Origin of the sequence: Streptomyces sp. NPDC058525, assembly GCF_042719495.1 — a bacterium.
Taxonomy (GTDB): domain Bacteria; phylum Actinomycetota; class Actinomycetes; order Streptomycetales; family Streptomycetaceae; genus Streptomyces.
In genome coordinates this window covers 55,595-82,290 of the sequence record NZ_JBHXNP010000015.1, presented here as the reverse complement: position 1 = coordinate 82,290, position 26,696 = coordinate 55,595, and the positions used below count along the sequence as shown (strand labels likewise).

Genomic DNA, 26,696 nt, shown 5'->3' with positions numbered 1-26,696 from the left:
GTTCATGGGCGGACAGCACGGCGGAGGCAGCGGCTCGGGCCAGGGCGGAAGCCAGCAGGACGACGGCCAGTCGGGCGCCGGGCACGGCGGAGGCGGCTCGGAGGGCCAGGACTCCGGGCACAGCGACACGAAGGGCAGCGGCACCAAGTGACCGAACGCGCCACGACGGAGGCCGGCCCCCAGGGGTTGGCCTCCCGGCTCATGGACTCCGGGGCCCTGACCTCCGACTGGCTCCCCGCTTATCAAGCCGTGCTCCGGGAGTCGTTCGTCCCGGATGTGATCTGGCCCGGCGTCGGCCCGGCCGACGGCGGACCGGTGGCGAGCATCGACCGCCAGGCCGACCCGGAGGGATGGTTCCGCGCGGTCTACTCGGATACCTCCCTGACCACGCAGTGGGACGACGGGAACCACACCGGACCCGACCGGGGCAACATCCCGACGTGCAGCAACTCCCAGCCCGCCATGGTGTTCTCCATGCTGGCGGCCTTGGACGTCCAGCCGGGCTCCACCGTCCTGGAAGTAGGCACAGGAACCGGCTGGAACGCGGCTCTGCTGTCCGAACGGGTCGGCTCGGAGAACGTCACCACCATCGAGTTCGACCCGGAGAACGCATCCACGGCCCGAGCCCGACTGGATGTCGCCGGGTACAACCCGGTCGCCATCGTCGGGGACGGCTCCCAGGGCTGGCCCGCATGCGCCCCGTACGACCGTGTTCTGATCACGGCCTCCCTCCGGGAGATCCCGTCGGACATCATCCGGCAGACCCGACCCGGCGGAATCATCGTCTCCCCGTATGCCACGGAGTACGGCGGGGAGGCCGTGGTCCGCCTGACCGTCCAGGAGGACGGGAGCGCGTCCGGCCCGTTCGTCGGCGCCTCCGCCTTCATGCGTCTGCGGCAGCAACGCGCCTACCGGAGGCACGTGAAGACGTATCTGGTCGGGAAGCCGTGGCCGGCCGATGGCCGCCGGACGACCACCTCCCTGTCCCCGGAGGACGTGGCCGACTGGCTTCCCATGTTCGCCATCGGGCTCCAGACCCAGGGGATGTTCCCCTACCCGGAGCAGCTCGACGGCGGGCGCTACACGCTCTGGCTCCGGGACACCGGGGTCACCTCTTGGTCGTCGATCGACTTCGAACCCGACGCGGAGGAGTTCGAGGTCTACCAGTCCGGGCCCCGGGAACTCTGGGGCGAAGTCACCGCCGCCCACGCCTGGTGGGACGACCAGGGCCGTCCAAGGTTCGAGCGGTTCGGCCTCACCGTGCGCCCTGACGGCACGCCCTGGGCGTGGCTCGACTCCCCGGCGCACCCGGTCCCGTCCGTCGGGTAGCCACCCGACGCACTCGCCCGGTGCCGGCGTCTCGCGGTCCCGGGCAGGTGTCCGGCGACTGCGACTACTCCGCGCCGGCCAGCGCGCGCAGCGCGTCGTCCGTCAGGCGGTTCACGGTCCACTCGTCCATCGGCACCGCGCCCAGCGACCGGTAGAAGTCGATGGCCGGCTCGTTCCAGTCGAGGACCGACCACTCCAGCCGCCCGTACCCGCGCTCCACGCAGATCCGCGCCAACTCCCGCAGCAGCGCCTTGCCGTAACCGCCGCCGCGGGTGCCCGGGCGGACGTACAGGTCCTCCAGGTAGATGCCGTGCACCCCGCGCCACGTCGAGAAGTTGAGGAACCACACCGAGAATCCGACCACCTCGCCCTCCGCCGATTCCGCGATGTGCGCGAACGCCGCCGGCCGCTCACCGAACAGCGCCTCCCGCAGCTGCTCCTCGGTCGCACGCGCCTCGTGCGGCACCTTCTCGTACTCCGCGAGCTCGCGGATCATCGCCTGGATGACGGGGACATCGGTGATTTCAGCGTTCCGGATCATCCCCGCACCCTAAGCCGGTACCCGGTACCCGGTACCCGGAGCCCCGAGCCGGTGGCCGGTACCCGGCGCCCCAACCCTGCGCCCCCGAGCCCCGTACGCCGAGCACCTGTCGCGGCCGGGCCCTCAAGGCGTCCGACCCAGCAGTTCCTCCGCCACCGCCACCTGCTCCTCCCCCAGCCACTCCTCCCCGTCCTCGATGTCCCACAGGCAGTTCTGCACCACCCGTCCCAACGTCCACGCCCGCGCCCGCTCCCGGTCCCCGTCCAGCCCCGCCGCCTCCGTCAGCAGGTCGAAGCGCCACCGCACCTCCTCCGCGCGGAAGTTGTTCACGATCGCCGGCAGCAGCTCGAACCCCGGGTCGCCCGACAGCGGCTTCGGGTCGATCGCCAGCCACGGCTCCCGGTGCCCCGCCAGCACGTTGTCGTAGTGCAGGTCCCAGTGCAGCAGCCGGTCCCCCGGCTCCCCCGCGACCTCCGCCAGCGCCGCCGCGCAGTCCCCGAGCAGCCGCCGCTCCCGCCCGTCCGCCAGCTGCCCCAGCGCCTGCGGTACGTCGTCCAGCATCTGCGCGGCCATCGCACCGAGCCCGCGCAGCCCGGCCGGCGCCGGCACCGCCGTCAGCCGGGCCAGCAGCTCGCCGATCACCCGGACCGCCCGGCGCGCATCTCGCTCGGCGAGCGCCGACAGGTGCCGCCCCTCGTCCAGCCGCTCCAGCAGCAGCGTGCCCGTCTCCCCGTCGTGCTCCAGCAGCTGTACGGCGCCCTCCCCGCCCCAGGCGCGCAGCGCGGCCGGCTCCCCGGCGCTCTCCTCGTCCACCCGCTGCAACTTCAGCGCGGCCGCGCTCCCGTCGGCCCGGACCACCGGCAGCACCAGCGCCGTCACCCCGTGCATCAGCGGCCCCGTGCGGCGCAGCTCCCACCGCTCCAGGAACCTCGCGGCCCGGGCAGGCAGGGCCGCGATGAACTCGCGCCCCTCATCGCCGTTCCACCTGATCTGCGCCTCAACCAGCCCGTCCGGAATCTCCGCGATGTCCACCATGCCCCGAAGATAGCGCCACTCGACCCCCGCCCGCTCTGACGCACCGTCACAACAGGCTTCGAAACACGCACGTTCGGGCATCCCGCGCTCCTCCCCGGCGGCCCTTGTCGCCCCTCGACCCCGGCGACCGCCCACCGAACCCGGCCACCAGGACCCGGCCACCAGGCCACCAGCCCACCGGCGTCCGCCACCGGCCACCCGGACCCGACCACCGAACCACCCGGCTCACCGGCCACTGCGGCCACCCGGACCCGACCCCCGGGACACCGGGCCCCCGACCCACCGGACCCGGCCCCCCGGCCCCCACCCACCGGCCCCCAGCCACCCCCTACCCGACCCCCACCCCCACCCCCGCCAGCGCCGCGCCAAACGCCTCCGCGTCGAACATCGCGCGGTCCTTCGCCCCCACCGGCCGGCCGTCCACCAGGACCAGCGGCGTGCCCTCCGCCCCCGTTGCCTCGAAGCCCCGTTCCACCTCGCCCGCCCAGCCCTCGTACGTCATCCCCGCCACCGCCCTGTCGAAGGCCTCGCCGCGCAGCCCCGGCACCCGGTCCGCGATCCGCAGCAGCAGTTCGTCCGTGAACCGGCCGCGGGGCTGGCTCGCGAAGACCGCCGCGTGGTATTCGGCGAACTTGCCCGCGTCCACCGAAGCCCGCAGCGCGTTCACCGCCTTCACCGAACCGCTCGCCCCGCCCCGGTCCAGGAAGGACGCCAGCACGTACTCCACCTTCACCGCGCCGTCCGCCGCCCGCTTCAGCAGCGTCTCGCCGCCCGCCGCCTCGAACTTCGCGCAGTAGCCGCACTTCGGGTCCACCAGCACCTGCGCGGTGTGCGGCGCGTCCGCCCGCCCCACGACCACCTTCGCCCCCTCGACCCGCGCCGGCAGCTTCGCCAGCACGTCCGCGACGGGGCTCGTCCGCACCCCGTCCGAGGCCCCGTCCGAGGCCGCGCCCGGCGCCCCGCCCGAGGCCGCCGACGACCGGCCCCCACCGTCCGATCCACAGCCGACGGCCGCACCGCCCAGCAGCGCGACCATCGCCGCCGCCGTGGCCGCCGCGCCGATCCGCCCGGCGCGCCCTGCCCCGCGTACGCCCACCATCAACCGAACCTCTCACCCGAAAACATGACAAAACCCTCGCCACCCTACGGCCCCCGCCGCCCCGCCCACATCGACCATCCGGCCTGGAATCCCACCCCGAAGCGCGACAACCAGTCCCTGGACGCACCACCGGAACGGGGTGTACCAACTCCCCCATGACGATCAACGGCGGCATTTCCTTCTGGTACGCGACCGACCGCACCGACCACACCGCCCCCACCACCCCACCCCGCGCACCCCTCACCGCCGACGCCACGGCCGACGTCGTCATCGTGGGCGGCGGCTACACCGGCCTGTGGACCGCCTACTACCTGAAGACCGCCGCCCCCGACCTCCGCGTCACCGTCCTGGAGCAGAAGTTCTGCGGCTACGGGGCCTCCGGCCGCAACGGCGGCTGGCTCTACAACGGCATCGCCGGCCGCGACCGCTACGCCGCGCTCCACGGCCACCAGGCCGCCCAGCGCCTCCAGCAGGCCATGAACGCCACGGTCACCGAGGTCATCGACGTGGCCGCCAAGGAAGGCATCGACGCCGACATCCACCGCGGCGGAGTCCTCGAAGTCGCCCGCACCCCCGCCCAGCTCACCCGGCTGAAGGCCTTCCACGCCACCGAACTCGCCTTCGGCGAGACCGACCGCGAACTGCACGACGCCACCGCCACCCGCGCCCTCATCGACATCGCCGACGCCGTCGGCTCCAGCTGGAGCCCGCACGGCGCCCGCATCCACCCCCTGAAGCTGGCCCGCGGCCTGGCCGCGGCCTGCGAAGCCCTCGGCGTCGTCATCCACGAGTCCACGCCCGTCACCGAGATCACCCCGCGCAAGGCCGTCACCCCCTACGGCACCGTCCGCGCCCCGTACGTACTGCGCTGCACGGAGGGCTTCACCGCCGCCCTCAAGGGCCAGAAGCGCGCCTGGCTCCCGATGAACTCCTCGATGATCGTGACGGCCCAGATCCCTGAATCGGTCTGGCAGCAGCTGTCGTGGTCGGACTCGGCGCTCCTCGGGGACATGGCCCACGCCTACATGTACGCCCAGCGCACCGCCGACGGCCGCATCGCGATCGGCGGCCGCGGGGTCCCGTACCGCTTCGGCTCACGCACGGACAACGACGGCCGCACCCAGCCGGCCACCATCGACTCCCTGCGCGACCTGCTCTTCTCCTTCTTCCCGATGCTCACGGGTACGGAGATCACCCACGCCTGGTCGGGCGTGCTGGGCGTACCCCGCGACTGGTGCGCCACCGTCACCCTGGACGCCGCCACCGGCCTCGGCTGGGCGGGCGGCTACGTCGGCTCCGGCGTGGCCACCGCCAACCTCGCCGGCCGCACCCTGCGCGACCTGGTCCTCGGCGACACCACGGAGCTGACCGCCCTGCCCTGGGTCAACCACCGCGTCCGCCGCTGGGAGCCGGAGCCCTTCCGCTGGCTCGGCGTCCAGGCCCTCTACGCCGCCTACCGCCAGGCGGACCGCCACGAAACGGCCACCCACACCCCGACCACAACCCCCCTGGCCCGCCTGGCCAACCACATCTCGGGCCGCCACTGACCCCGGCCGCCGGTGGCCCCGGGCCGCGCTACGCGCTGTCGAGGATGCTCCCGACGGTCTTTGTGACGCGGTGCAGCCCGAAAGCCCAGCTCGGACGACACCCGAAAGCCCAGCTCAGACCACATCTGAGCTGGGCTTTCCGCAGGGCCCCCTGTCGGATTCGAACCGACGACCTACGCATTACAAGTGCGTTGCTCTGGCCGGACTGAGCTAAGGAGGCGCGTGCCGCGTGCCCGGATGCCGGGCACGGAGCGGCTTCACTCTACACAGCAGGCCAATCCCGAAGCCATCACGTTGTGAATCGATCCCCGCCGGGTGCTGACAGGAGGCGGGCGGGCGGGTAGCGTCGAGCGGAGTCCAGGGCACTGGACTAGACCTTCCACTCGGATCGTCCGGCACGTTCCTGCCGGTAGAAGGGATTCATCACCCATGGCTTCTGTCACTTTCGACAAGGCGACCCGTCTGTACCCCGGCGGCGACAAGCCCGCCGTCGACCAGCTGGAGCTGGAGATCGAGGACGGCGAGTTCCTCGTCCTCGTCGGGCCCTCCGGCTGCGGCAAGTCCACCTCGCTGCGCATGCTCGCCGGCCTGGAGGACGTCAACGGCGGCGCCATCCGCATCGGCGACCGCGACGTCACGCACCTGCCGCCCAAGGACCGGGACATCGCGATGGTGTTCCAGAACTACGCGCTCTACCCGCACATGTCCGTCGCCGACAACATGGGCTTCGCGCTCAAGATCGCCGGCGAGGACAAGGCCACCATCCGCAAGAAGGTGGAGGACGCGGCGAAGATGCTGGACCTGACCCAGTACCTCGACCGCAAGCCGAAGGCGCTCTCCGGCGGCCAGCGCCAGCGCGTCGCCATGGGCCGGGCCATCGTGCGCAAGCCGCAGGTGTTCCTCATGGACGAGCCGCTGTCGAACCTCGACGCCAAGCTCCGCGTCTCCACCCGTACGCAGATCGCCGCGCTCCAGCGCGACCTCGGCATCACCACCGTCTACGTCACCCACGACCAGGTCGAGGCCATGACCATGGGCGACCGCGTGGCCGTGCTGAAGGACGGGCTGCTCCAGCAGGTCGACACCCCGCGCAACATGTACGACCGCCCGGCGAACCTGTTCGTCGCCGGCTTCATCGGCTCCCCGGCCATGAACCTGGTCGAGGTCCCGATCACCGACGGCGGTGTGAAGTTCGGCGACAGCGTGGTGCCGGTCTCGCGCGAGGCGCTGTCGGCCGCGGCCGACGCGGGCGACCGCACCGTCACGGTCGGCGTGCGCCCCGAGCACTTCGACATCGCCGAGAGCGGCGGTCTGACGATCACCGTGAACGTGGTCGAGGAACTCGGCGCCGACGGCTACGTCTACGGCTCCACCGCGACCGCCGAGGGCACGCAGGACCTCGTGGTCCGCGTCGGCGGCCGCCAGGTCCCGGAGAAGGGCGCCAGCCTCCACGTGGTGCCGCGCGCGGACGAGATCCACGTCTTCTCGACCTCCTCCGGCGAGCGGCTGTCCAAGTAGCAGCTCCCGCGGGATTCAGCAGGGTTGGAGGGGCGTCCCGTCAAGGGGCGCCCCTCCGGCGTTCGTTGCCCCCGCCCACTGCCCACCGCCCACCGCCCGTCGCCCACCGCCCGCATCCCAGGGTTGATCCGCGCTGCCGGAACCCCGGCAGACCGGGCCATTCGGCCCCAACCGTCAACCCCTAATTCGAAAAGCCACGTCGAACCATCCCCCGACAGGGTGACTAAATGTCGCCAAATCTTCACCGAGCGCTACTCTCGCCCTCGTGACCCACACTGCCCGCCGTATCGGCCGTTCCCTCGCCCTGGTCCTGCCCGTCGTCCTGGTCCTGTCCGGGACCCTCGCGGTCACCATGGTCCCCTGGGCGGACACCTCTTCGTCCCAGATCCTGACCGCCTCCGCCGAGGACGTCTCCGTCCCCGCCAAGCCGCGCCCCGCCCCGCACGAAGTGCTGCGCGACACGCTCGTCGGCGAGATCCAGCAGGGCAAGGAGCCGGGCGACGTGCTCACCCACCTCCAGCAGGAGGTGGACAAGCGGCCGTCGCTGGCGTCGCACTGCGTGGGCATCGCCCGCGCGCTGGGCCGGGCCGCGGTCGACGCCTACGGTCCGACGAAGGCGCAGTCCTTCGCCCGCCCGGTGTGCGACACCTCCTACGCGTCCGGCGTCGCCTCCATGGGCTGAGACGCCCCGCGTCCCTACCCTGGCCTGCATGACCGACACCCCCCGATCCGCCCCTCCCGCAGCCGCGTTCCCCGCCGCCCCCACCCAGGCAGTCGTCCTGGCCGGCGGCCAGGGTTCGCGGCTGCGCCCGTACACGGACGACCGCCCGAAGCCGATGGTGGAGATCCCGGGCACGGGCGTGCCGATCATCGGGCACCAGCTGGCCTGGCTGGCGTCGGAGGGGGTGACGGACGCCGTGGTCTCGTGCGGGCACCTGGCGGGAGTGCTCCAGGCGTGGCTGGAGCAGGCCGAGTTGCCGCTGCGGGTGACCACCGTGGTGGAGGAGGAGCCGCTGGGGCGGGGCGGGGGCCTGAAGTACGCGGCGCGCCGCCTGCCGCACCCCGACCGGTCCTGGTACGCGACGAACGGTGACATCTGGACGCGGTTCTCGCTGCGCGAGATGGCCGCGTTCCACGCGGAGCGCGGCGCCGTCGCGACACTGGCGCTGGCCCGTCCGCGGATTCCGTGGGGCGTCGTGGAGACGAACGAGTTCGGGCAGGTGCTGGACTTCATCGAGGCCCCGCCGTCGCCGTATCCGGTCAATGCGGGCGTGTACGTCTTCGGGCCCGAATTCGCGGCGCTGCTGCCGGACTTGGGGGACCACGAGCGCACGACGTTCCCGCGGCTGGCGCGGGAGCGGCGGCTGGCGGGCTTTCCGCTGCCCCAGGGGGCCTACTGGCGGGCGATCGACACGGCGAAGGACCTCACCGAGGCCGCAAGGGAGTTGGCCGCTCAGACGGCCTCCTGAGCCTTTTCGCACACTTGCACCCGATCCGCTCACACAAGCCCTTCCACCCCTGCAACCCCTCCAACCCCTTCTTCTCTTACGATGCTTCGCGCACTCGGAACGCGCGGAGGGACCCGGCACGCCGTGCGCGCCGGGCCCCTGTGCTGTCGATGCCGGTCGGTTCCGGACGGCCGGGTTCAGCCGAGGAGACCCCCGACCAGACCGGGCTGCTTGGTCGGGGTGCTGCTGCCGCCGCCGGTGCCGCTGCTCCCGGAGGAGGTCGGCGGCTTCTGCGGGGCGGACTGGCGGGGGGTGCTGCGGGGGGTCTGCCGGCCGGTGGCGCCCTTGGTGGCGCTGGGCGACTGGGAGCCCGTACCGGCGGTCTCGCGGGCGGGGCCGCCGGACGCTCCCTTGCCGGACTTCGCGGCGGGTTCGGAGGCGCTGGCCGAGGGCTGCGCGGGCTTGGCGGGCTGCTCCTGCGGGGACTGCTGCTGCGGCCGGCGGGCCGGCTCCTGCGGCAGCGGACGGCCGGGCAGGTAGTTGCTGGGGGCCTGGCCGGGCCCGGGGACGGTGACGACGGTGGTGGAACGGACGGCCCCGCCGAGGAGGGAGCCGATGAGCAGGGTGAGTCCGCAGATGACGCTGGCCATGAGGGCTCCGCGGCGCAGGACGCGCCGGCGCAGCCGCCAGATCTCGGAGCGCGGACCGAGGGTGCGCCAGGCCTCGCCGGCGAGGCGTCCGTCGAGGGAGTAGACGGGGGCGCCCGCGATGATCAGCGGGCTCCAGGCGGCGAGGTAGATGATGTCGGGTGCGTCGTAGGCGGGAACGGTCTTCCAGCTGACGGTCATCAGGAGGGCGGCGGAGAGCAGCGCCCCGAAGCAGGCGGCGAACCGCTGCCAGAGCCCGAAGACGGTCAGGACGCCGACGATGACCTGGAGGAAGGCCACGCTGAGGCCCGCGCCGACGGGGTGGGCGAGGGCGAAGTCGCGCAGGGGTTCGGCGAGCGCCCAGGGGTGGAGGGTGTGCAGCCAGGTGACCATGGAGCCGCGTTCGCCGCCGTCGAAGTAGACGGGGTCGCACAGCTTGCCCATGCCGGCGTAGATGGAGATGAAGCCGAGGAAGACGCGCAGCGGGAGCAGGACGACGCCGAGGTTCATGCGGCGGCCCGGGTAGTAGGAGGCCTGGCCGCGGGAATCGGCGGCGCCGCGCCGGGTGTCGGACCCGTGGTCGGGTCCTGCGCCGCCGTGGGCGGGCCCGTGCGGCAGGTCGCGCACGGCGGCCAGCGGACGGGTCTCGTCGGGGTCGCCGTAGGTGCGCTGGCCGATGACGGTGGGGGTGGTGAGGGTGTCGTCGGCGAGGTCGTGCGCCAGGTCGATGCGCGGGATGACCTGGGTGGCGCCGCCGTCGTACTCGTCGTTGCCGCGGCCGGCCTCGCGTACGGCCTGGAGGAGCCCGCCCATGGCCGCTCCGTCGCCGGGGGCGGCCTTGCCGCTCCAGACCACGGGGGCTCTGCGGCGGGTGGCTCCGGCCGCGGCGACCACGGCACCGCCGAGGACGGGGGCGCGGCCGGGGGCGTTCGCGGGCTTGGAACGCGCGCTCGGGCTCGGTGCGAGCCGCACGCGGAAGCTGGCGTGGTTGACGATGACCTGTGCGGGGTCGCACGGCACCTTGACCATGCTCAGCGCGGGCTGGTCGTCGAACCCTGACGTTCTGGTGTCCACACTCATCTAACCGAGTGATCAGTGTTTAGGACACTGCCTTGACAGCAGGGATCTGTCCGAGACCCGTCAAGATCAAGCCACCCCGCCCGAAACGGGCGGGGTGACAGCCTCACGGGTCACTTTCCGTGAGCCAAGTGGATCAAGTGAATCAAGTGGATCAGCGGATCGGCCCGCTCGGCCGACCCGATCCCGTGGATCAGACCCGGCCGCGCTCGGCGCGGCGGCGGGCGGCCTCGTAGAGGACGACACCGGCCGCGACACCGGCGTTGAGGGACTCGGCGCCGCCCGGCATCGGGATGCGGACGAGGTAGTCGCAGTTCTCGCCCACGAGGCGGCCGAGGCCCTTGCCCTCGGAGCCGACGACGATGACGACCGGGCCGCCGAGCGCCTCCAGGTCCTGCACCTCGTGCGTGCCCTCGGCGGCGAGGCCGACGACGGTGATGCCGGCCTTCTTGTAGTCCTGGAGGGCACGCGTCAGGTTGGTGACGCGGGAGACCGGGGTGCGGGCGGCGGTGCCGGCCGAGGTCTTCCAGGCACCGGCGGTCATGCCGGCGGCGCGGCGCTCGGGGATGACCACGCCGTGGCCGCCGAAGGCGGAGACGGAGCGGACGATCGCGCCGAGGTTGCGCGGGTCCGTGACCCCGTCGAGGGCCACGATCAGCGGGTCGTCGCCGTTGTCGTAGGCCTCGGCGGTGAGGTCCTCGGGGTGCGCGTACTCGTACGGCGGGACCTGGAGGACCAGACCCTGGTGGTTGAGCCCGTTGGTCATGCGGTCGAGCTCGGGGCGCGGGGCTTCCATCAGGTTGATGTTGCCGCGGTCGGCGGCGAGCTTGAGGGCGTCGCGGACGCGCTCGTCGTTGTCGATGAACTGCTGGACGTAGAGCGTCGTGGCCGGAACACCGTCGCGCAGCGCCTCGAAGACCGGGTTGCGGCCGACGACCATCTCGCTGGTGCCCTTGGGACCGCCGCGGCGGGGGGCCGGGCGGCGCTTGGCGGCCTGGCGTGCCATGGCGTTGGCGATGCGGTTCGCCTTGTGCTTCTTGCGGTCCTCGGCCTTGGGCGTGGGGCCCTTGCCTTCCAGGCCCTTGCGCCGCTGGCCACCGCTGCCGACCGTCGCGCCCTTCTTGTTGGACGTGCGGCGGTTCCTGCGCTGGCTGTTCCCGGCCATGACTTCTACCTGTTTTCGTTGATGCTGCGGTATGTACGTATGAAGAGTGTGCCGCCCGGAGCGCCGGGCGGCACACCAAGCTCAGCTGCCCGGGCTCAGCGGGGACCGAGCGTCCAGCGCGGGCCCGCCGGACTGTCCTCGATCACCAGTCCGGACTGCTGGAGCTGGTCGCGGATGGCATCGGCGGTCGCCCAGTCCTTGCGGGACCGGGCGGACTCGCGCTGTTCCAGTACGAGGCGCACGAGGGTGTCGACGGCGCCGTGCAGGTCCTCGCCGCGGTCCGCCTCGCCCGCCCAGTGCGGGTCGAGCGGGTCCAGGCCGAGGACGTCCAGCATGGCGCGCACCTCCGACAGGCGCGCGATGGCCGCGTCCTTGTCGTCGGCGGCCAGTGCGCTGTTGCCCTGGCGGACGGTGGTGTGGACGATGGCGAGCGCCTGCGGGACCCCGAGGTCGTCGTCCATGGCCTCGGCGAAGGCGGGCGGGACCTCAGCGGCGGGCTCGACGGGCTTGCCTGCCTTCTCGATGACGCGCTGGTAGAAGCCCTCGATCCGCGCGAAGGCGGACTCGGCCTCGCGCAGCGCCTCCTCGCTGTACTCGATCATCGACCGGTAGTGCGGGGTGCCGAGGTAGTAGCGCAGCACGATCGGACGCCACTGCTTGACCATCTCGGAGACGAGCACCGAGTTGCCCAGCGACTTGGACATCTTCTCGCCGGACATGGTGACCCAGGCGTTGTGGACCCAGTAGTTCGCGAACTCGTCGCCGAAGGCCTTGGCCTGGGCGATCTCGTTCTCGTGGTGCGGGAAGATCAGGTCCAGGCCGCCGCCGTGGATGTCGAAGGCCTCGCCGAGGTACTTGTGCGCCATGGCGGAGCACTCCAGGTGCCAGCCGGGGCGGCCGCGGCCCCACGGGGTCTCCCAGGACGGCTCGCCGGGCTTGACGGACTTCCACATGGCGAAGTCGCGGGGGTCGCGCTTGCCGGTCTCGCCGGTGGACTCCGGCTGGCGGATGTTGTCGAGCTCCTGGCGGGACAGCGAGAGGTAGCCGGGGTAGGACTTCACGTCGAAGTAGACGTTGCCCTCGGACTCGTAGGCGTGGCCGCGCTCGATGAGGCCGCGCATCATCTCGACCATCTCGGTGACGTGGCCGGTGGCGCGGGGCTCGTAGGTGGGCGGGAGGCAGCCGAGCGCGGCGTAGCCGTCGTTGAAGGCACGCTCGTTCTCGTAGCCGATGGACCACCAGGGGCGGCGCTGCTCAGCGGACTTCGCGATGATCTTGTCGTCGATGTCCGTGACGTTGCGGATGAAGGTGACCTCGTAGCCCCGGTACTCGAACCAGCGGCGCATCATGTCGAAGTTGAGACCCGACCGGATGTGCCCGATGTGCGGGGCGGCCTGCACCGTGGCGCCACAGAGGTAGATCGAGACGCAGCCCGCGGTGAGCGGGGTGAAGTCACGGATCTGCCGGGCGCTGGTGTCGTACAGGCGAATAGTCACGGCATCCAGGGTAGTGCGCCTGTAGCAGTGCCCCGCGACCCTTTGGGGACGCGGGGGCTTCTTTGTTGCGGAAGAAGTGTCTTCGTACGGGGCACTACGCGGGATTCGTCCGGTAGACGAGGGCTGTCGCGATGGCGGCGAGCCCTTCGGCGCGGCCGGTGAGGCCCAGTCCGTCGGTGGTGGTCCCCGATACCGAGACGGGGGCGCCCGCGGCGGCGGCGAGCGCCTTCTGTGCCTCTTCGCGCCGCTTGCCGATCTTCGGGCGTACGCCGATCACCTGGATGGCGATGTTGCCGATCTCGAAGCCCTCGGCGCGGACGATGCGGGCGGCCTCCGCCAGGAGGGTGACGCCCGCGGCTCCGGACCACTCGGGACGCGAGGTGCCGAAGTGCGCGCCGAGGTCGCCGACGCCGGCGGCGGAGAACAGGGCGTCGCAGGCGGCGTGCGCGGCGACGTCGCCGTCGGAGTGCCCGGCGAGGCCGTCCTCGCCCTCCCACAGCAGTCCGGCACACCACAGCTCGCGGCCGGCCTCGAAGGCGTGCACGTCGGTGCCGATGCCGACGAGCGGCAGCAGCGGGGCGCCCGCGCCGTGGTCGGCCGGGCCGGTGGGGCTAGTACGCATCGGTGGCCCTCCTGCGGGCGAGTACGGCCTCGGCGAGGACCAGGTCGAGGGGGCGGGTGACCTTGAAGGCCTCTTCGTGGCCCGGGACCACGACGACGGTGACACCGAGGCGCTCGACCATGCCCGCGTCGTCGGTGGCTCCCTCGCCGGCCACGGCGATCTCCTCGTGCGCGCGGACGAGGGTGGCGCGGTCGAAGCCCTGCGGGGTCTGAACGGCGCGCAGCCGGGCCCGCTCGGGCGTGGCGACGACCGGCTCGGGCTCGCCGGGCTTGCCGGGCTCGACCTCCTTGACGGTGTCGGCCAGCGGCAGGGCGGGCACCACGGCCGGGGCCCCGTCGCGTACGGCCTCGATGACCGAGTCCACGGTGTCGACGGGGACCAGCGGGCGGGCCGCGTCGTGGATGAGTACGGAGGTGACGTCCTGCGGCAGGGCGTCGAGACCGGCGCGTACGGACTCCTGGCGGGTCTCCCCGCCGGGCACGACCACGATCTCGGTGCGCTCGGGCAGCGCGTGCTCGTCGAGGAGGAGGCGTACGCCCTCGGCTCCGTCGGGCGGTGCGACGACGACCACGAGGGAGACCGCGCGGGAGCGGGCCATCGCGCGGACGGCGTGCACGAGCATCGGGATCCCGCCGAGGGCGCGCAGGGCCTTGGGGGCGCCGGGGCCGAGGCGTACGCCGCGGCCGGCGGCCGGGATCACCGCGGCGGTGCGGTGGGGACGCGTTTCGTCAGACATCAGTAGGTAGCTCCGAGCCAGGTTTGTGACTTCGGCCGACATGGGTATGGCCTGAAGGGTGCCGGGTGCGACGCCCTCGCCCCTTCCGTGACGACCGGTCGAGCAGGCTGCCCGGACCCGGCACGCCAGTGAGGTGGTGCAACAGGTGGTGCAAGCAGGTGTGAGTACAGAAGGTGTGGGTACAGACATGCCGCAGCGCCCGGCAACAGGCCCCTCGTGGAGGAGAGGCCTTGTCAGCGGGCACCGCGGCACAACTGTGTACACATTGTTCTGATGAACACTGTTTGCTGTACGGGGTCTCGCGTCAGGACGCGAGCACCTCGTCGAGGAGGGCCTCGGCCTTGTCCTCGTTCGTGTTCTCGGCGAGCGCGAGTTCGCTCACCAGAATCTGGCGCGCCTTCGCGAGCATGCGCTTCTCACCCGCGGAAAGCCCGCGCTCACGCTCACGACGCCACAGGTCACGCACCACTTCGGCGACCTTGATGACATCGCCAGAAGCGAGCTTCTCCAGATTTGCCTTGTAGCGCCGGGACCAGTTCGTCGGCTCTTCTGCATACGGTGCGCGGAGCACCTCGAAGACCCGGTCCAGCCCGTCCTGGCCGACTACGTCGCGAACGCCGACGAACTCCGCATTGTCCGCAGGCACACGAACCGTCAGGTCGCCCTGGGCGACCTTGAGCACCAAGTAGGTCTTGTCCACGCCTTTGATCTGACGAGTCTCAATGGCCTCGATCAGCGCGGCCCCGTGATGGGGATAGACCACGGTGTCGCCAACCTTGAACGTCATGTGACAGGTACCCCTTCCGTGGCTATCCAGGGTAACACGAGAACTGACTGTTATGAATGGCGTTTTCGCAGGTCAGAGCACATCTCAGGGCTTGACAACAGCGACAGGAACGTGCTGCGGAGGGCTTCCGGAAGGGGGTATTCGCAGGTCGGGGGTGCTGTGCGGACCGGGCGAAAGGGCCACGCTACACCCGTCCGGCTCCCCCGTCAGTGTGAGGTACATCCCGTTTTGCCGGTTTCGGAGTCGGGAAACCGAACTACTCCGTTCGACTGGCGGCCACCTCGGGCGGAGCGGTTCCGGCCCAATCCCGAATTGATCACTCGGAGGGGTTCGGCGGAATCCCGGAATTGATCACCGGACGCGCGTCGGGTGATATGCGGGTGCCACATGATCGGCGCGTGATCGCCGCGTGAACGGCGTGGTGATCGGCACCGTGATCGGCCTGGTGATCGACTCGCGATCAGCCCGGTGATCGACTGGTGATCGGCACCGTGATCGACCTGCGGATTACGAGATCGCGGGAGCGGGCGCGGAGCCCCGGCAGGGCGGCCGCCGTACTGCGGAGGGTCGGGTGCGGGGGCGGGGCGGCGGCTCGGTAACCTAAGGCCCGCTGACACACCCTTAGAGCGGCTTTACCTCGGCCGTTCCCAAGGGAGCCCACCCTCCCGTTCCGTACGTCCAAGGAGTTGCCGCCGCCGTGAGCCGCAGCCTTCGACGCGGCGCCCTCGCCGCCACCGCCGTCGTGTTCTCGATCGCCTCGCTGGCCGCATGCGCAGCGGGCAACGACGCGGAGACCCTCCAGATCAAGCCGGACAACGCCGCCGCCACCAAGGGCGACATCAAGGTCCAGAACGCACTGGTGATCAGCCAGGGCGCGAAGGACAAGAAGGGCCCGGCCGCCGTTTCCGCGACGGTCTTCAACTCGGGCACCAAGGAGCAGACGCTTGACGGCATCACCCTCCCGGGTGGCAAGGGCAAGGTCGTACTGAAGGCGGCCACCGGCACCGGCAAGATCGTCGTGCCGGCCGGCGGCTCCGTGGTCCTGGGCGGCAAGGGCAACCCGTCCGCCACGATCGAGAACGGCGCCGAGGGCCCCAAGGACGGCGACGTCCAGGAGGTCGTCTTCCAGCTGAGCAGCACCGGCGACGTCGGCCTGCAGGCCTTCGTGGTCCCGGCCACCGGCATGTACGCGGGCTACGGCCCGACCGCGCCCCCGGCCGCGGGCCCCACCCCGTCGGGCAGCGCCGCGGGCACCCCGTCCGGCAGCCCCTCGGGCAGCCCGTCCGGCACCCCCTCGGGCACGCCGGCCGGCGCCCCCGCGGGCAGCCCGTCGGGTTCGGCCTCGCACGCCGCGGGCCACTGAGCACATCGCACAAGGGAAGGCCCCGGTCGCATCCGCGACCGGGGCCTTCCCTCATCCCTGCAACGTGCGCCGTCGGCCACGGCCCGAACGGGAGCCGCGCCCGCGCCGCCGGCTTACGGCTCGAACTTGTAGCCCAGGCCTCGCACCGTGACCAGGTAGCGCGGCGCGCCCGGGTCGGGCTCGATCTTGGCGCGCAGGCGTTTGACGTGGACGTCCAGGGTCTTGGTGTCACCGACGTAGTCCGCGCCCCAGACCCGGTCGATCAGCTGCATGCGGGTCAGTACGCGGCCCGCGTTGCGCAGCAGCATCTCCAGTAGGTCGAACTCCTTCAGCGGGAGGTCCACCTTCCCGCCGGCGACGGTGACCACGTGGCGGTCGACGTCCATCCGTACGGGGCCCGCCTCCAGCGCGGCCGGGGTGACCTCCTCCGGCTCGCCGCGGCGGCGCAGGACCGCGCGGATGCGGGCGACCAGCTCCCGCGAGGAGAAGGGCTTCGTGACGTAGTCATCGGCTCCTATCTCCAGCCCGACGACCTTGTCGATCTCGCTGTCCTTCGCGGTCACCATGATCACGGGGACGTTGGAGCGGCCGCGCAGCTGCCGGCAGACCTCCGTGCCGGGCAGGCCGGGGAGCATCAGGTCGAGGAGGACGAGGTCGGCGCCGTTGCGCTCGAACTCGTCCAGCCCGTCGGGCCCGGTCGCGGCGATGGCGACCTCGAAACCCTCCTTGCGGAGCATGTAGGACAGGGCGTCGCTGAATGATTCCTCATCCTCGACGACGAGCACTCGGGTCACGGAAGGACCTCCGGGGCAGGAATGGCTGTTGCTGGTTCAGTCAGGGATGGGGCGGGTGCGGGGGTCGTCGCCGGGGCCGGCGCGCCCCCTTCGGGGAGTCGCAGCGTGAACGTGGAGCCCTGGCCCTCCGAACTCCACACCGACACTTCCCCACCGTGCGAGGCGGCCACGTGCTTCACGATCGCAAGGCCGAGGCCCGTGCCTCCCGTGGCGCGGGAGCGGGCCGGGTCCACGCGGTAGAAGCGCTCGAAGATGCGCTCGCGGTCCTTTTCCGGGATGCCGATGCCCTGGTCGGTCACGGCGATCTCGATCAAGTCTCCCCCGGGAGCCGCGACCCTGCGCCCGGCTATGCCGACGCGGGTGCGGGCCGGGCTGTAGTTGACGGCGTTCTCGACCAGATTTCCGAGGGCTGCCGCGAGCTGTCCGCGGTTGCCCCAGACGCGCAGGTCGGCGGTGCCGCCCGCGGCCATGATGATCTGCTTGGACGAGGCCGTGTGGCGGCAGCGGTCGATCGCCTCCGCGACCAGCGTGTCCACGCGGACGGGCTCGGCGTCCTCCAGCGGGTCGTCGTTCTGCACCCGGGAGAGGTCGATGAGCTCCTGCACGAGGTTGATCAGGCGGGTGGCCTCGATCTGCATGCGGCCGGCGAAGCGGCTGACCGCCTCGGGGTCGTCCGCGGCGTCCATGACGGCCTCGGAGAGCAGCGAGATCGCTCCGACCGGGGTCTTCAGCTCGTGGGACACGTTGGCGACGAAGTCGCGGCGCACGGCCTCGATGCGGCGGGCCTCGGTGAGGTCCTCGACCAGGAGGAGCACCAGGCGGGAGCCGAGCGGGGCCACGCGCGCCGAGACGGCGAGGGCCTCGCCGCGGCCGGTGCCGCGCCGGGGCAGGTCCAGCTCGACCTGGCGTATCTCCCCGTCGCGGCGGGTGTCGCGGGCCATGTGGAGCATGGGTTCGACGGCGAGCTTGCCGCCGCGGACCAGGCCCAGCGCGTACGCCGCCGAGCTGGCCTTGACCACCGCGTCGCCCTCGTCGAGGACGACGGCGGAGGAGCGGAGCACGGAGAGGACGGTGTCCACGCCGGGCGGGAGCACCGCGTTGATGTCGGGGCGCATGGAGCTCCGGGTGGGGCGGGCTTGGTCGCGCTCGCTCCAGCGGAACGCCAGCATCGCGATCACACCGGTGCAAAGACCGGCGATCGCTGCAGCTGCGGCGACCGCCGCGTTCACGTCCATGCATCCAGGTTAAGCAGGCACGACGACACTTCCACAGCCGTTCGGGTGCCACCTCGAACACTCGTCGCCCAGAGTTCACCCTGGCGACGGGGTTGATTCATTTGTGATGCCGGAGTCGGACGCGTTCGCGGGTCACCGTGTCAACGTGGGGCCAGCGGCCGCCCCGGCCGGCCCCCGGGCAGTAGTGCTGTAGGTCAAGAGAGGGACACCAGACATGCGTGACGCGTACCACGAGGAACTGGACTCGATCGGAGAGAGCCTGGTCGAGATGGCCCGGCTGGTCGGTTCCGCGATCGGGCGGGCCACGACGTCCATGCTCGACGCCGACCTGAAGCTCGCCGAGAGTGTCATCGCCGCCGACCAGAAGGTCGACGACCTCCAGCACGACCTGGAGGCGCGGGCCATCGCCCTGCTGGCCCGGCAGCAGCCGGTCGCCACCGACCTGCGCATCGTCGTGACCTCGCTGCGCATGAGCGCGGACCTGGAGCGCAGCGGCGACCTGGCCCAGCACGTGGCGAAGCTCGCCCGGCTGCGCTTCCCGGCCACGGCCGTGCCGCGGGACCTGCACGCCACCATCCTGGAGATGGGTCAGCTGGCGCAGCGCCTGATGGCGAAGGCGGCCGAGGTCATCATCACCAAGGACGTCGACCTCGCGCTCCAGCTGGAGCAGGACGACGACGAGATGGACCAGCTGCACCGCACGCTGTTCCAGCACCTGATGGACGACCGCTGGAAGCACGGCATCGAGACGGCGGTCGACGTGACGCTGCTGGGCCGCTACTACGAGCGCTTCGCCGACCACGCGGTGTCGGTGGCCAAGCGCGTGGTGTACCTGGTGACGGGCGAGCACGCGGACGAGCTCCAGCCTCCGACCCAGGTCGAGGGCGTCTGACGCACGGGCACGAGCCCCCGTGCGCCGTTGACGCGCCGGTGCGGCTGGGTATGAATGAGGCGGAGGCGGTCCGTCGTACGGCGGCCCGTACGCCGCCTGCGCGAGGAGGAACCATGCCCGATTCCCCCGTCCCCATCACGCCCGATCAGGAGCAGCCGCCCCGACCGGAGCCGCTGCGCCTCCCGCTGCTCGCAGCGTGTGGCTGCGGCTCGGGCTGCGGCTGCGGATGCCAGTCCGGCGCGCCGTGCCAGTGCGGCGGCTGATCCCCGCCGCCTCCGGTACCCCGAGGGCCCCGTCCACGCCGAGCAGGCGGGACGGGGCCCACGTGCGCGCGCGGCCGTCGCCCAGCCCCTGCCCCACGGCGGCAAAAAGCCCCCTGCCGACGGGAGAACCGCAGGCAGGGGGCCGTTTCGTACGTGAGGGCTACTTCTTCTTGCCCTGGTTCTTGACCGCCTCGATCGCGGCCGCGGCCGCGTCCGGGTCGAGGTAGGTGCCGCCGGGCTTGACGGGCTTGAAGTCGGCGTCGAGCTCGTAGGCGAGCGGGATGCCGGTCGGGATGTTCAGGCCCGCGATGTCCGCGTCGGAGATGCCGTCCAGGTGCTTGACCAGGGCGCGCAGGCTGTTGCCGTGCGCGGCGACCAGGACGGTGCGGCCGGCGAGCAGGTCCGGGACGATGCCGTCGTACCAGTACGGCAGCATGCGGACGACGACGTCCTTGAGGCACTCCGTCTTGGGGCGCAGCTCCGGCGGGATCGTCGCGTAGCGCGGGTCCTCGGACTGGGAGAACTCCGTACCGTCCTCGAGGGCCGGCGGCGGGGTGTCGTACGAACGGCGCCACAGCATGAACTGCTCCTCGCCGAACTCGGCGAGGGTCTGGGCCTTGTCCTTGCCCTGGAGGGCGCCGTAGTGGCGCTCGTTCAGGCGCCACGAGCGGTGGACGGGGATCCAGTGGCGGTCGGCGGACTCCAGGGCGAGCTGCGCGGTGCGGATCGCGCGCTTCTGGAGGGACGTGTGGACCACGTCGGGGAGCAGGCCGGCGTCCTTGAGCAGCTCACCGCCGCGGACCGCCTCCTTCTCGCCCTTCTCGTTGAGATTGACGTCCACCCAGCCGGTGAACAGGTTCTTCGCGTTCCACTCGCTCTCGCCGTGGCGGAGCAGGATCAGCTTGTACGGTGCGTCGGCCATGCGTACGAGCCTAATGGACGGCCCGGGGCGCTCGCGCGCGGCGTCCGGGGCCGTCGATTGACACCGGACGTCAATTGACTGGCGTCGGCAGACCGCCGCTCGTAACGTGCGGATCACCGAAGAGGCACTTACATCGCGGGGGGATTCCTTATGTCCGCTGCCAGTTTGAGACGGGCCGCCCGGGAGAGCGTGTCGGGTCTGCCGCCCGCGTTCTGGTGGTTGTGGACGAGCACCCTGGTGAACCGGCTCGGGGCCTTCGTCGCCACATTCATGACCTTGTACCTGACCCTGGACCGGGGCTACTCGGCCTCCTTCGCGGGACTTGTGGTCGCCCTGCACGGGCTCGGCGGTGTGATCTCCTCGCTCGTCGCCGGGGTGATGACCGACCGGCTCGGGCGCCGGCCCACGCTGATGGCCGCGAACGTCGCGACCGCCCTGTCGGTCGCGCTGCTCGGATTCATGGAGCACCCGGCGGCGATCGCGGCCGTCGCACTGCTGGTCGGCATGGCCTCCAACGCCTCGCGGCCCGCCGTGCAGGCGATGCTGTCCGACATCGTCCGCCCCGAGGACCGGGTCCGGGCCTTCGCGCTGAACTACTGGGCCATCAACCTCGGCTTCGCGATCTCCGCCACGGTCGCCGGCTTCATCGCCGAGTACAGCTACCTGGCCGGGTTCCTGGGCGAGGCGGCGCTGACGCTGGTGTGCGCGGTGCTCGTCTTCGTGAAGCTGCCCGAGTCCCGTCCCGAGAAGGGCGACCCGGCCACGGCGGCGGACGAGCCCGAGATCGGACTCGGCGCGGTGCTGCGCGACGGGCGTTTCATGGCGGTGGTCGGGCTGTCGTTCCTGATCTCGCTGATCTTCATGCAGGGGTCGTTCGGGCTGCCGCTGGCGATGGGCACCGCGGGCTTCTCCACCGGGGACTACGGGCTGGTCGCCGCCGTGAACGGCGTGATGATCGTGGTGCTGCAGATCCCGGTCACCCGGTTCATCGAGCACCGCGACCCGAAGCGGCTGCTCGTGGTCTCGGCGCTGCTGGCCGGGTACGGGTTCGGGCTGACGGCGTTCGGCGGCTCGCTCGGGGTGCTGGCGCTGACCGTCTGCGTGTGGACGCTGGGCGAGATCATCAACTCGCCCACTCAGATGGGCCTGGTCGCGCGGCTCTCCCCGCTGCACGGACGCGGCCGCTACCAGGGGATGTACACGATGTCCTGGGCGGTGGCCTCGCTGATCGCGCCGCTGCTCGCGGGCGGGGTCATCGACCGGTTCGGCGCGGGCTGGCTGTGGGGGTCGACGGCGGTCCTGGGGACCGTCGCCGCGCTCGGATACTGGCTGCTGATGCGCGCGCTCCCGCCGGAGACGGGGCCGGGGCCGGGGCCCGGGCCGGGGCTGGTCGCCGAGGCCGTGGCAACCGCCCGCGCCGAGCCCGTGGAAGCCGCCCCTGCCGGGGCCCCCGCCGAGGTCAGGCCGACGGCTGCGTCAGGTGCTTGAACGCATCCAGGTTGTGGGTCGGCTCGCCGCGGGAGACGCGCCACTCGTACTCGCGGCGGATCGCCCCGGCGAAACCGAGCTCCAGGAGGGTGTTGAAGGCCCCGTCCGCCGCCTCCAGCACCGTGCCGAGCAGCCGGTCCAGCTCCTCCGGGGTGACCACGGCGAGCGGTAGCCGGCCCGTCAGGTAGACGTCGCCGAGGCGGTCCACCGCGTAGCCCAGCCCGTACAGCTTGAGGTTGCGCTCCAGCAGCCAGCGGTGCACGCCGGCCTCGTTCTCGTCCGGGTGGCGGATGACGAACGCGTTGACCGACAGCGAGTGCCGGCCGACCCGCAGCGAGCAGGTGGTGCTCAGCTTGCGGGTGCCGGGGAGCTGGACGACGTACGAGCCCGGCTCGGGGCTCTCCCAGCTCAGCTCGGCGCCGGCGAGCGTGGCCTCGATGATCTCGGCGGTGTCAGCCATGGTGGGAGCGTACGCGACGGCGGTGATCATGCATCGCCGCGGTGTACACATCCGCCGTGCCGCCGGCCGCCGTGTCCCAGCCGAAGAACTGCGCGTGGCGCGCGGCCTCGGCGCCCATCCGGTCGGCGAGCCACGGGTCGTCCACGAAGCGCCGCAGCTCACGCGCGTAGTCCACCGGGTCGTGGCCGGGTACGAGGATGCCGGTGACCCCGTCGTTGACGGCGACGGGCAGTCCGCCGACCGCCGCGGCGAGCACCGGCGTGCCGCTGGCCTGCGCCTCTATCGCGACCAGCCCGAAGGACTCGCTGTACGAGGGCATGACCAGCACGGACGCGGCGCGGAACCAGTCGGCGAGGCTGTCCTGGCCCACCGGCGGGTGGAAGTGCACGAGATCGGCGATGCCGAGCTTCGCGGCGAGCTTCTGCAGGCCCTCCGGCTTGGCCAGGCCGCTGCCGCTGGGCCCGCCGACGACGGGGACGAAGAGGCGGCCGCGCAGCGAGGGATCCCGGTCGACGAGCTCGGCGATGGCGCGCAGCAGGATGTCGGGTGCCTTCAGCGGCTGGATCCGCCCGGCGAAGAGCGGGATGACGACGTCCTGCGGCAGGCCGAGGCGGGCGCGGGCGGCGGCCCGGCCGTCGCCGACGGTGAAGCGGTCGAGGTTCACACCGGGGTGCACGACGGCGACCTTGCCCGGGTCGGCCTCGTAGTGCCGGACGAGTTCGTCGGCCTCCTCGGCGGTGTTCGCGATGAGCCGGTCCGCGGCGGACACGATCTGCGTCTCGCCTATGACGCGGGCGGCGGGCTCGGGCGTGTCGCCCTCGGCCAGCGCCGCGTTCTTGACCTTGGCCATGGTGTGCATGGCGTGCACGAGCGGGACGCCCCAGCGCTCGGCGGCGAGCCAGCCGACGTGGCCGGAGAGCCAGTAGTGGGAGTGCACGAGGTCGTAGTAGCCGGGGCGGTGGCCGGCCCAGGCCTGCATCACGCCGTGCGTGAAGGCGCACAGCTGGGCCGGGAGCTCCTCCTTGGCGAGGCCTTCGTACGGCCCCGCGTCCACGTGCCGTACGAGGACCCCGGGGGCCAGCTCGACCACGGGCGGCAGGCCGCCGGCGGTGGCCCGGGTGAAGATCTCGACCTCGATGTTGATCGCGGCGAGGCGTTTGGCCAGCTCCACGATGTAGACGTTCATGCCGCCGGCGTCGCCCGTACCGGGCTGGTGCAGCGGCGAGGTGTGGACGCTGAGCATGGCCACGCGGCGCGGCTTGCGGTGGTGGCCGACGGCCGGCAGGCGCAGTCGCGGCGGCTCGTGCCGGGTGACGACGCGGGCGGCGGAGAGGCGGCCGGTGAGGCTGCCGCCGAGGCGGGACACGTACTGGCTCAAGGGAGCAGTTCCTCTCGCTCGACGACACGGGGACGGGACGCCGCGGGGACGCCACTCGGACGGCTGCCGGGCATGCCGACAGGGGCGCGCCGGGCGCCCTGCATGGAGTGCAACCCGGATGGCCGTCCCGCGCATTCCGGGGTGGCCGGATTTCCCTGTCTTTTTCTCGGCCGGAGCACGTTTTTCATCCGGCGAGTGCCCTCCGCTTACCCTCGGCTCATGGCCCCCCGCACCCCTCCGACCCCGAGCCGCGCCCCCGGCCGTCCCGTGGGCTCGGTGACGCGCGGGACGACGAATCCGAACCGGTTGCGCCGGATGGACCGCTGGATCGCCGCCACGCACGGGACGGCGCTGCGGCGCGCGCAGGCGCCGGTCGCGGTGGACCTCGGCTACGGGGCCGCGCCCTGGACGGCCGTCGAGCTGCTGGCGCGGCTGCGCGAGGCGGCTCCGCGGGTGCGGGTGGTCGGCATCGAGATCGAGCCCGCGCGGGTGGCGGGGGCGAAGCCGTACGAGCGGGAGGGCCTGAGCTTCCGGCACGGCGGGTTCGAGGTGCCGCTGGAGGACGGGGTCCGCCCGGCGCTGATCCGGGCGGCGAACGTACTGCGCCAGTACGACGAGGAGCAGGTCGCGGCGGTGTGGGAGCGGCTGTGCGCGCGGCTGGCTCCGGACGGGCTGCTGGTGGAGGGGACCTGCGACGAGATCGGGCGGCGGCACGTGTGGGTGGCGCTGGGGCCGGAGGGGGCGCGCACGGTGACGTTCGCGACCCGGCTGGGCTCCCTGGAGCGCCCCTCGGACCTGGCGGAGCGGCTGCCGAAGGCGCTGATCCACCGCAACGTGCCGGGCGAGCCGGTGCACGCGTTCCTGCGCGACTTCGACCGGGCGTGGGCGGCGGCGGCTCCGTACGCCTCGTACGGGGCGCGGCAGCGCTGGATCCGGACGGCGCGGGCGCTGTCCGGCGACTGGCCGCTGGCGGACGGGCCGGTGCGGTGGCGGCAGGGGGAACTCACGGTGCGGTGGGAGGCGTTGCGCCCGACGGGGTGAGTGGGGTGACCGGGGTGAGTGGGGCACTCGGGGTAAGTGGGATGATCGGGGCGCTCAGGGGTGAATACGGGGCGGCGGGGAACCGGTGATAGGGATCGCCCGTTGAGCCGTGAGGGGTGGGGTCCGTTGGGGCGGACAAGATCCGAAGGACATCCACAAGGGTGTCGGAATTCACCGGCTCGTGGCACCATCCCGAAGGCAGAGACAAGTTACTGATGAATAGTCAGATCTGATGCAGGGTACTGCGGGATCTGACTCCGGGTGCCTGGGGGGACCATGGGAGCCGAACGGCGACGGCGCGGCGCGAGCGGGCTCGTACTGCTGTGCGCGATGGCGATACTGACGGCGCCGGGCCTGGCGACGGGTATGGCGTACGCGGCGCCGGCCGTGCCCGTGGCACCGGCAACTCCCGGGACCCCGGCGGCTCCTGCTCCGCAGCCGGGCGCGAAGTCGCTCGAAGAGGTCCGCAAGGAGATCGAGGAGCTGTACCGGCAGGCGGGCACCGCCACGGACGCCTACAACCAGGCCGAGGCCGAAGCGAAGGCCCAGTCGGACAAGATCGTCGAGATCGCCAACCTGATCGTGGCCGGCCAGGAGCGGATCTCGACCCTGAAGGGCCGCGCGGGCGCCGCCGCCCGCGCCCAGTACCGCTCGGGCGGCCTGCCGCCCGGCGCGAAGCTGGCCCTGAGCGACGATCCGAACCAGTTCCTCGACGGGGCGAACCGGCTGCGCCAGGGCGAGAAGGCCGCCTCGGACATGCTGACGGAACTGGACCGCACGCAGAACGACTTGAAGCGGTACGCGGAGGACGCGAGCGCGCAGTGGGCGCTGCTCGAGGACAACCGGATCAAGCAGGAGAACTCGAAGAAGCAGATCGAGGAGAAGATCAAGGCGGCCGAGGAGCTGGAGAACAAGCTGGAGGCCGAGGAGAAGGCCCGGCTGATCCAGCTGGAGCAGGAAGCGCAGTACAAGGCGCAGACGGCCTGGCTGTCGACGGGCGCGATGAAGGACGTCAACGGCGTGGCCACGGACGCCGGGAAGCGGGCCGTGCAGTACGCCACCGCCCAGATGGGCAAGCCCTACATCTGGGGGGCCGAGGGCCCGGCCGCGTTCGACTGCTCCGGCCTGACCTCGCAGGCGTGGCTGGCGGCGGGCAAGTCGATCCCGCGCACCTCGCAGGAGCAGCTGCGGCTGCTGCCGAAGGTCGCGCTGAAGGACATGCGCCCGGGCGACCTGATCATCTACTTCGACGACGCGAGCCACGTCGCGATGTATGTCGGCGACGGCGCGATGGTCCACGCCCCGCGCCCGGGCCGCCACGTGACGATGGCGGGCGCGGGCTCCATGCCGATCAAGGCGGTCGTCCGCCCCGACGCGTAACCCCTGCGGGGCCGCCGACCCACCCCGGGCCGCGCCGGTCCCACCGGGGCACTCGGGGGTGCGCGCCAGCCTGCCTGCCTGCGCGGCGGCTCGGCGTGCCCGGAGGCTCGGCGTGCCCGTCGGCTCGGCGCGCCCGGCAGCTCGGCTGCCCGCCTGCACACCGGCCCGCCTGCACACCCGCCCGCCTGCGCGGCAGGGGCCGGGCCGGGTGTGGCGGACGCCACTCGGCGGACCGCCGCGCGGGATCGGCGGGTTCGGCGGGCCAGGGGGTGGCCAGGCAACCAAAGGAGGCCCCCGGACGTCTCGGTAGACGGGACGGAACGCGGCCCCGCCGTGACCTTTGTCATCCAGTGAGGCCGATTTTCCCCCGCGATAACGGCATATGACGGAGGCCCTGACCCGGCACGGCATTCCGCCCGCCGGGCCGGGCCGC

25 protein-coding genes and 1 tRNA gene are annotated in these 26,696 nt (G+C 72.0%); 11 read left to right on the top strand and 15 right to left on the bottom strand.

Annotated elements, in window-relative coordinates:
* Positions 1-4: 4 nt before the first annotated feature.
* Together ACFWP3_RS10745 and ACFWP3_RS10740 are read left to right on the top strand one after the other, a co-directional pair.
* Positions 5-151 (top strand): hypothetical protein, encoded by a 147-nt coding sequence (locus tag ACFWP3_RS10745; protein ID WP_266817403.1) that lies wholly within the window; start codon positions 5-7, stop codon positions 149-151.
* A complete protein-coding gene (locus tag ACFWP3_RS10740; protein WP_384218599.1) occupies positions 148-1,329 on the top strand; it encodes a methyltransferase domain-containing protein in 1,182 nt (393 codons plus the stop codon). The genes ACFWP3_RS10745 and ACFWP3_RS10740 overlap by 4 nt, the downstream gene beginning before the upstream one ends.
* 64 nt (positions 1,330-1,393) lie before the next feature.
* Here ACFWP3_RS10740 and ACFWP3_RS10735 read toward each other — a convergent pair whose 3' ends face one another.
* The 3 genes from ACFWP3_RS10735 to ACFWP3_RS10725 all read right to left on the bottom strand — a co-directional run bounded on the left by ACFWP3_RS10735 (position 1,394) and on the right by ACFWP3_RS10725 (position 4,004).
* Positions 1,394-1,870: a GNAT family N-acetyltransferase gene (locus ACFWP3_RS10735; RefSeq protein ID WP_384218596.1), complete on the bottom strand. Its 477-nt coding sequence runs from the start codon at positions 1,868-1,870 to the stop codon at positions 1,394-1,396.
* 123 nt (positions 1,871-1,993) lie between these two features.
* Positions 1,994-2,905 carry an aminoglycoside phosphotransferase family protein gene (locus ACFWP3_RS10730; protein WP_384218594.1) on the bottom strand — a complete coding sequence of 304 codons (912 nt, stop codon included), beginning with the start codon at positions 2,903-2,905 and terminating at the stop codon, positions 1,994-1,996.
* A gap of 328 nt (positions 2,906-3,233) precedes the next feature.
* Complete coding sequence (locus ACFWP3_RS10725) at positions 3,234-4,004, bottom strand: DsbA family protein (RefSeq protein WP_384218591.1); 771 nt, start codon at positions 4,002-4,004, stop codon at positions 3,234-3,236.
* A gap of 155 nt (positions 4,005-4,159) precedes the next feature.
* Here ACFWP3_RS10725 and ACFWP3_RS10720 point away from each other — a divergent pair, with 155 nt between their 5' ends.
* A complete protein-coding gene (locus ACFWP3_RS10720; RefSeq protein WP_384218589.1) occupies positions 4,160-5,551 on the top strand; it encodes an NAD(P)/FAD-dependent oxidoreductase in 1,392 nt (463 codons plus the stop codon).
* A gap of 145 nt (positions 5,552-5,696) precedes the next feature.
* On the opposite strand, the gene ACFWP3_RS10715 is transcribed toward ACFWP3_RS10720, so the two are convergent.
* Positions 5,697-5,771: transfer RNA gene (locus tag ACFWP3_RS10715), tRNA-Thr, on the bottom strand.
* Between the two features lie 209 nt (positions 5,772-5,980).
* Between ACFWP3_RS10715 and ACFWP3_RS10710 the strand changes: the two genes are divergently transcribed.
* From ACFWP3_RS10710 to ACFWP3_RS10700, 3 genes are all read left to right on the top strand, one after another.
* Positions 5,981-7,069, top strand: a complete 1,089-nt coding sequence (locus ACFWP3_RS10710) for an ABC transporter ATP-binding protein (RefSeq protein WP_384218587.1) — start codon at positions 5,981-5,983, stop codon at positions 7,067-7,069.
* Between the two features lie 265 nt (positions 7,070-7,334).
* Complete coding sequence (locus ACFWP3_RS10705) at positions 7,335-7,751, top strand: hypothetical protein (protein WP_384218584.1); 417 nt, start codon at positions 7,335-7,337, stop codon at positions 7,749-7,751.
* 28 nt (positions 7,752-7,779) lie between these two features.
* The gene (locus ACFWP3_RS10700) at positions 7,780-8,538 is read left to right on the top strand and encodes an NDP-sugar synthase (protein ID WP_384218582.1); all 759 of its coding nucleotides are present in this window, start codon (positions 7,780-7,782) and stop codon (positions 8,536-8,538) included.
* Positions 8,539-8,714: 176 nt separating this feature from the next.
* On the opposite strand, the gene ACFWP3_RS10695 is transcribed toward ACFWP3_RS10700, so the two are convergent.
* The 6 genes from ACFWP3_RS10695 to ACFWP3_RS10670 form a co-directional block, all read right to left on the bottom strand.
* Positions 8,715-10,244, bottom strand: a complete 1,530-nt coding sequence (locus ACFWP3_RS10695; protein WP_384218580.1) for a DoxX family protein — start codon at positions 10,242-10,244, stop codon at positions 8,715-8,717.
* A gap of 190 nt (positions 10,245-10,434) precedes the next feature.
* Positions 10,435-11,406, bottom strand: coding sequence for a 23S rRNA (guanosine(2251)-2'-O)-methyltransferase RlmB (gene rlmB, locus ACFWP3_RS10690; protein ID WP_384218578.1), 972 nt, complete (start codon positions 11,404-11,406; stop codon positions 10,435-10,437).
* Positions 11,407-11,501: 95 nt separating this feature from the next.
* On the bottom strand, positions 11,502-12,902 hold the full coding sequence (gene cysS, locus ACFWP3_RS10685; protein WP_384218575.1) for a cysteine--tRNA ligase: 1,401 nt from the start codon (positions 12,900-12,902) through the stop codon (positions 11,502-11,504).
* Positions 12,903-12,996: 94 nt separating this feature from the next.
* Entirely contained in the window at positions 12,997-13,524 is a 528-nt protein-coding gene (ispF, locus tag ACFWP3_RS10680; protein WP_384218573.1) for a 2-C-methyl-D-erythritol 2,4-cyclodiphosphate synthase, read from the bottom strand.
* Positions 13,514-14,260, bottom strand: coding sequence for a 2-C-methyl-D-erythritol 4-phosphate cytidylyltransferase (gene ispD, locus ACFWP3_RS10675; RefSeq protein ID WP_384218570.1), 747 nt, complete (start codon positions 14,258-14,260; stop codon positions 13,514-13,516). Before ispD ends, ispF begins: the two co-directional genes overlap by 11 nt.
* Before the next feature lie 304 nt (positions 14,261-14,564).
* A complete protein-coding gene (locus ACFWP3_RS10670; protein WP_003953493.1) occupies positions 14,565-15,047 on the bottom strand; it encodes a CarD family transcriptional regulator in 483 nt (160 codons plus the stop codon).
* A gap of 697 nt (positions 15,048-15,744) precedes the next feature.
* Here ACFWP3_RS10670 and ACFWP3_RS10665 point away from each other — a divergent pair.
* Positions 15,745-16,410, top strand: coding sequence for a DUF461 domain-containing protein (locus ACFWP3_RS10665; protein WP_384218568.1), 666 nt, complete (start codon positions 15,745-15,747; stop codon positions 16,408-16,410).
* Positions 16,411-16,523: 113 nt separating this feature from the next.
* Here the strand turns inward: ACFWP3_RS10665 and ACFWP3_RS10660 are convergent, their stop codons facing one another.
* Both ACFWP3_RS10660 and ACFWP3_RS10655 read right to left on the bottom strand, forming a co-directional pair.
* Entirely contained in the window at positions 16,524-17,204 is a 681-nt protein-coding gene (locus ACFWP3_RS10660; protein ID WP_030387286.1) for a response regulator transcription factor, read from the bottom strand.
* Positions 17,201-18,439: a sensor histidine kinase gene (locus ACFWP3_RS10655; protein ID WP_384218566.1), complete on the bottom strand. Its 1,239-nt coding sequence runs from the start codon at positions 18,437-18,439 to the stop codon at positions 17,201-17,203. The genes ACFWP3_RS10660 and ACFWP3_RS10655 overlap by 4 nt, the downstream gene beginning before the upstream one ends.
* A 214-nt stretch (positions 18,440-18,653) precedes the next feature.
* On the opposite strand from ACFWP3_RS10655, the gene phoU reads away from it, so the two are divergent.
* Positions 18,654-19,331, top strand: coding sequence for a phosphate signaling complex protein PhoU (gene phoU / locus ACFWP3_RS10650; protein ID WP_384218563.1), 678 nt, complete (start codon positions 18,654-18,656; stop codon positions 19,329-19,331).
* A gap of 423 nt (positions 19,332-19,754) precedes the next feature.
* On the opposite strand, the gene ACFWP3_RS10645 is transcribed toward phoU, so the two are convergent.
* Positions 19,755-20,516 (bottom strand): phosphoglyceromutase, encoded by a 762-nt coding sequence (locus tag ACFWP3_RS10645; protein ID WP_384218561.1) that lies wholly within the window; start codon positions 20,514-20,516, stop codon positions 19,755-19,757.
* A 150-nt stretch (positions 20,517-20,666) separates the two neighbouring features.
* Between ACFWP3_RS10645 and ACFWP3_RS10640 the strand changes: the two genes are divergently transcribed.
* Positions 20,667-22,004 carry an MDR family MFS transporter gene (locus ACFWP3_RS10640; RefSeq protein WP_384218559.1) on the top strand — a complete coding sequence of 446 codons (1,338 nt, stop codon included), beginning with the start codon at positions 20,667-20,669 and terminating at the stop codon, positions 22,002-22,004.
* On the opposite strand, the gene ACFWP3_RS10635 is transcribed toward ACFWP3_RS10640, so the two are convergent.
* Together ACFWP3_RS10635 and mshA are read right to left on the bottom strand one after the other, a co-directional pair.
* A complete protein-coding gene (locus tag ACFWP3_RS10635) occupies positions 21,976-22,464 on the bottom strand; it encodes a YbjN domain-containing protein (protein ID WP_384218557.1) in 489 nt (162 codons plus the stop codon). The genes ACFWP3_RS10640 and ACFWP3_RS10635 overlap by 29 nt on opposite strands.
* Positions 22,457-23,842 carry a D-inositol-3-phosphate glycosyltransferase gene (mshA, locus tag ACFWP3_RS10630; RefSeq protein ID WP_384218555.1) on the bottom strand — a complete coding sequence of 462 codons (1,386 nt, stop codon included), beginning with the start codon at positions 23,840-23,842 and terminating at the stop codon, positions 22,457-22,459. Before mshA ends, ACFWP3_RS10635 begins: the two co-directional genes overlap by 8 nt.
* 219 nt (positions 23,843-24,061) lie before the next feature.
* On the opposite strand from mshA, the gene ACFWP3_RS10625 reads away from it, so the two are divergent.
* Together ACFWP3_RS10625 and ACFWP3_RS10620 are read left to right on the top strand one after the other, a co-directional pair.
* Positions 24,062-24,883: a class I SAM-dependent methyltransferase gene (locus ACFWP3_RS10625; protein WP_384218553.1), complete on the top strand. Its 822-nt coding sequence runs from the start codon at positions 24,062-24,064 to the stop codon at positions 24,881-24,883.
* Positions 24,884-25,159: 276 nt separating this feature from the next.
* Positions 25,160-26,263 carry an NlpC/P60 family protein gene (locus ACFWP3_RS10620; protein ID WP_384218551.1) on the top strand — a complete coding sequence of 368 codons (1,104 nt, stop codon included), beginning with the start codon at positions 25,160-25,162 and terminating at the stop codon, positions 26,261-26,263.
* The last annotated feature ends 433 nt before the right edge of the window (positions 26,264-26,696 follow it).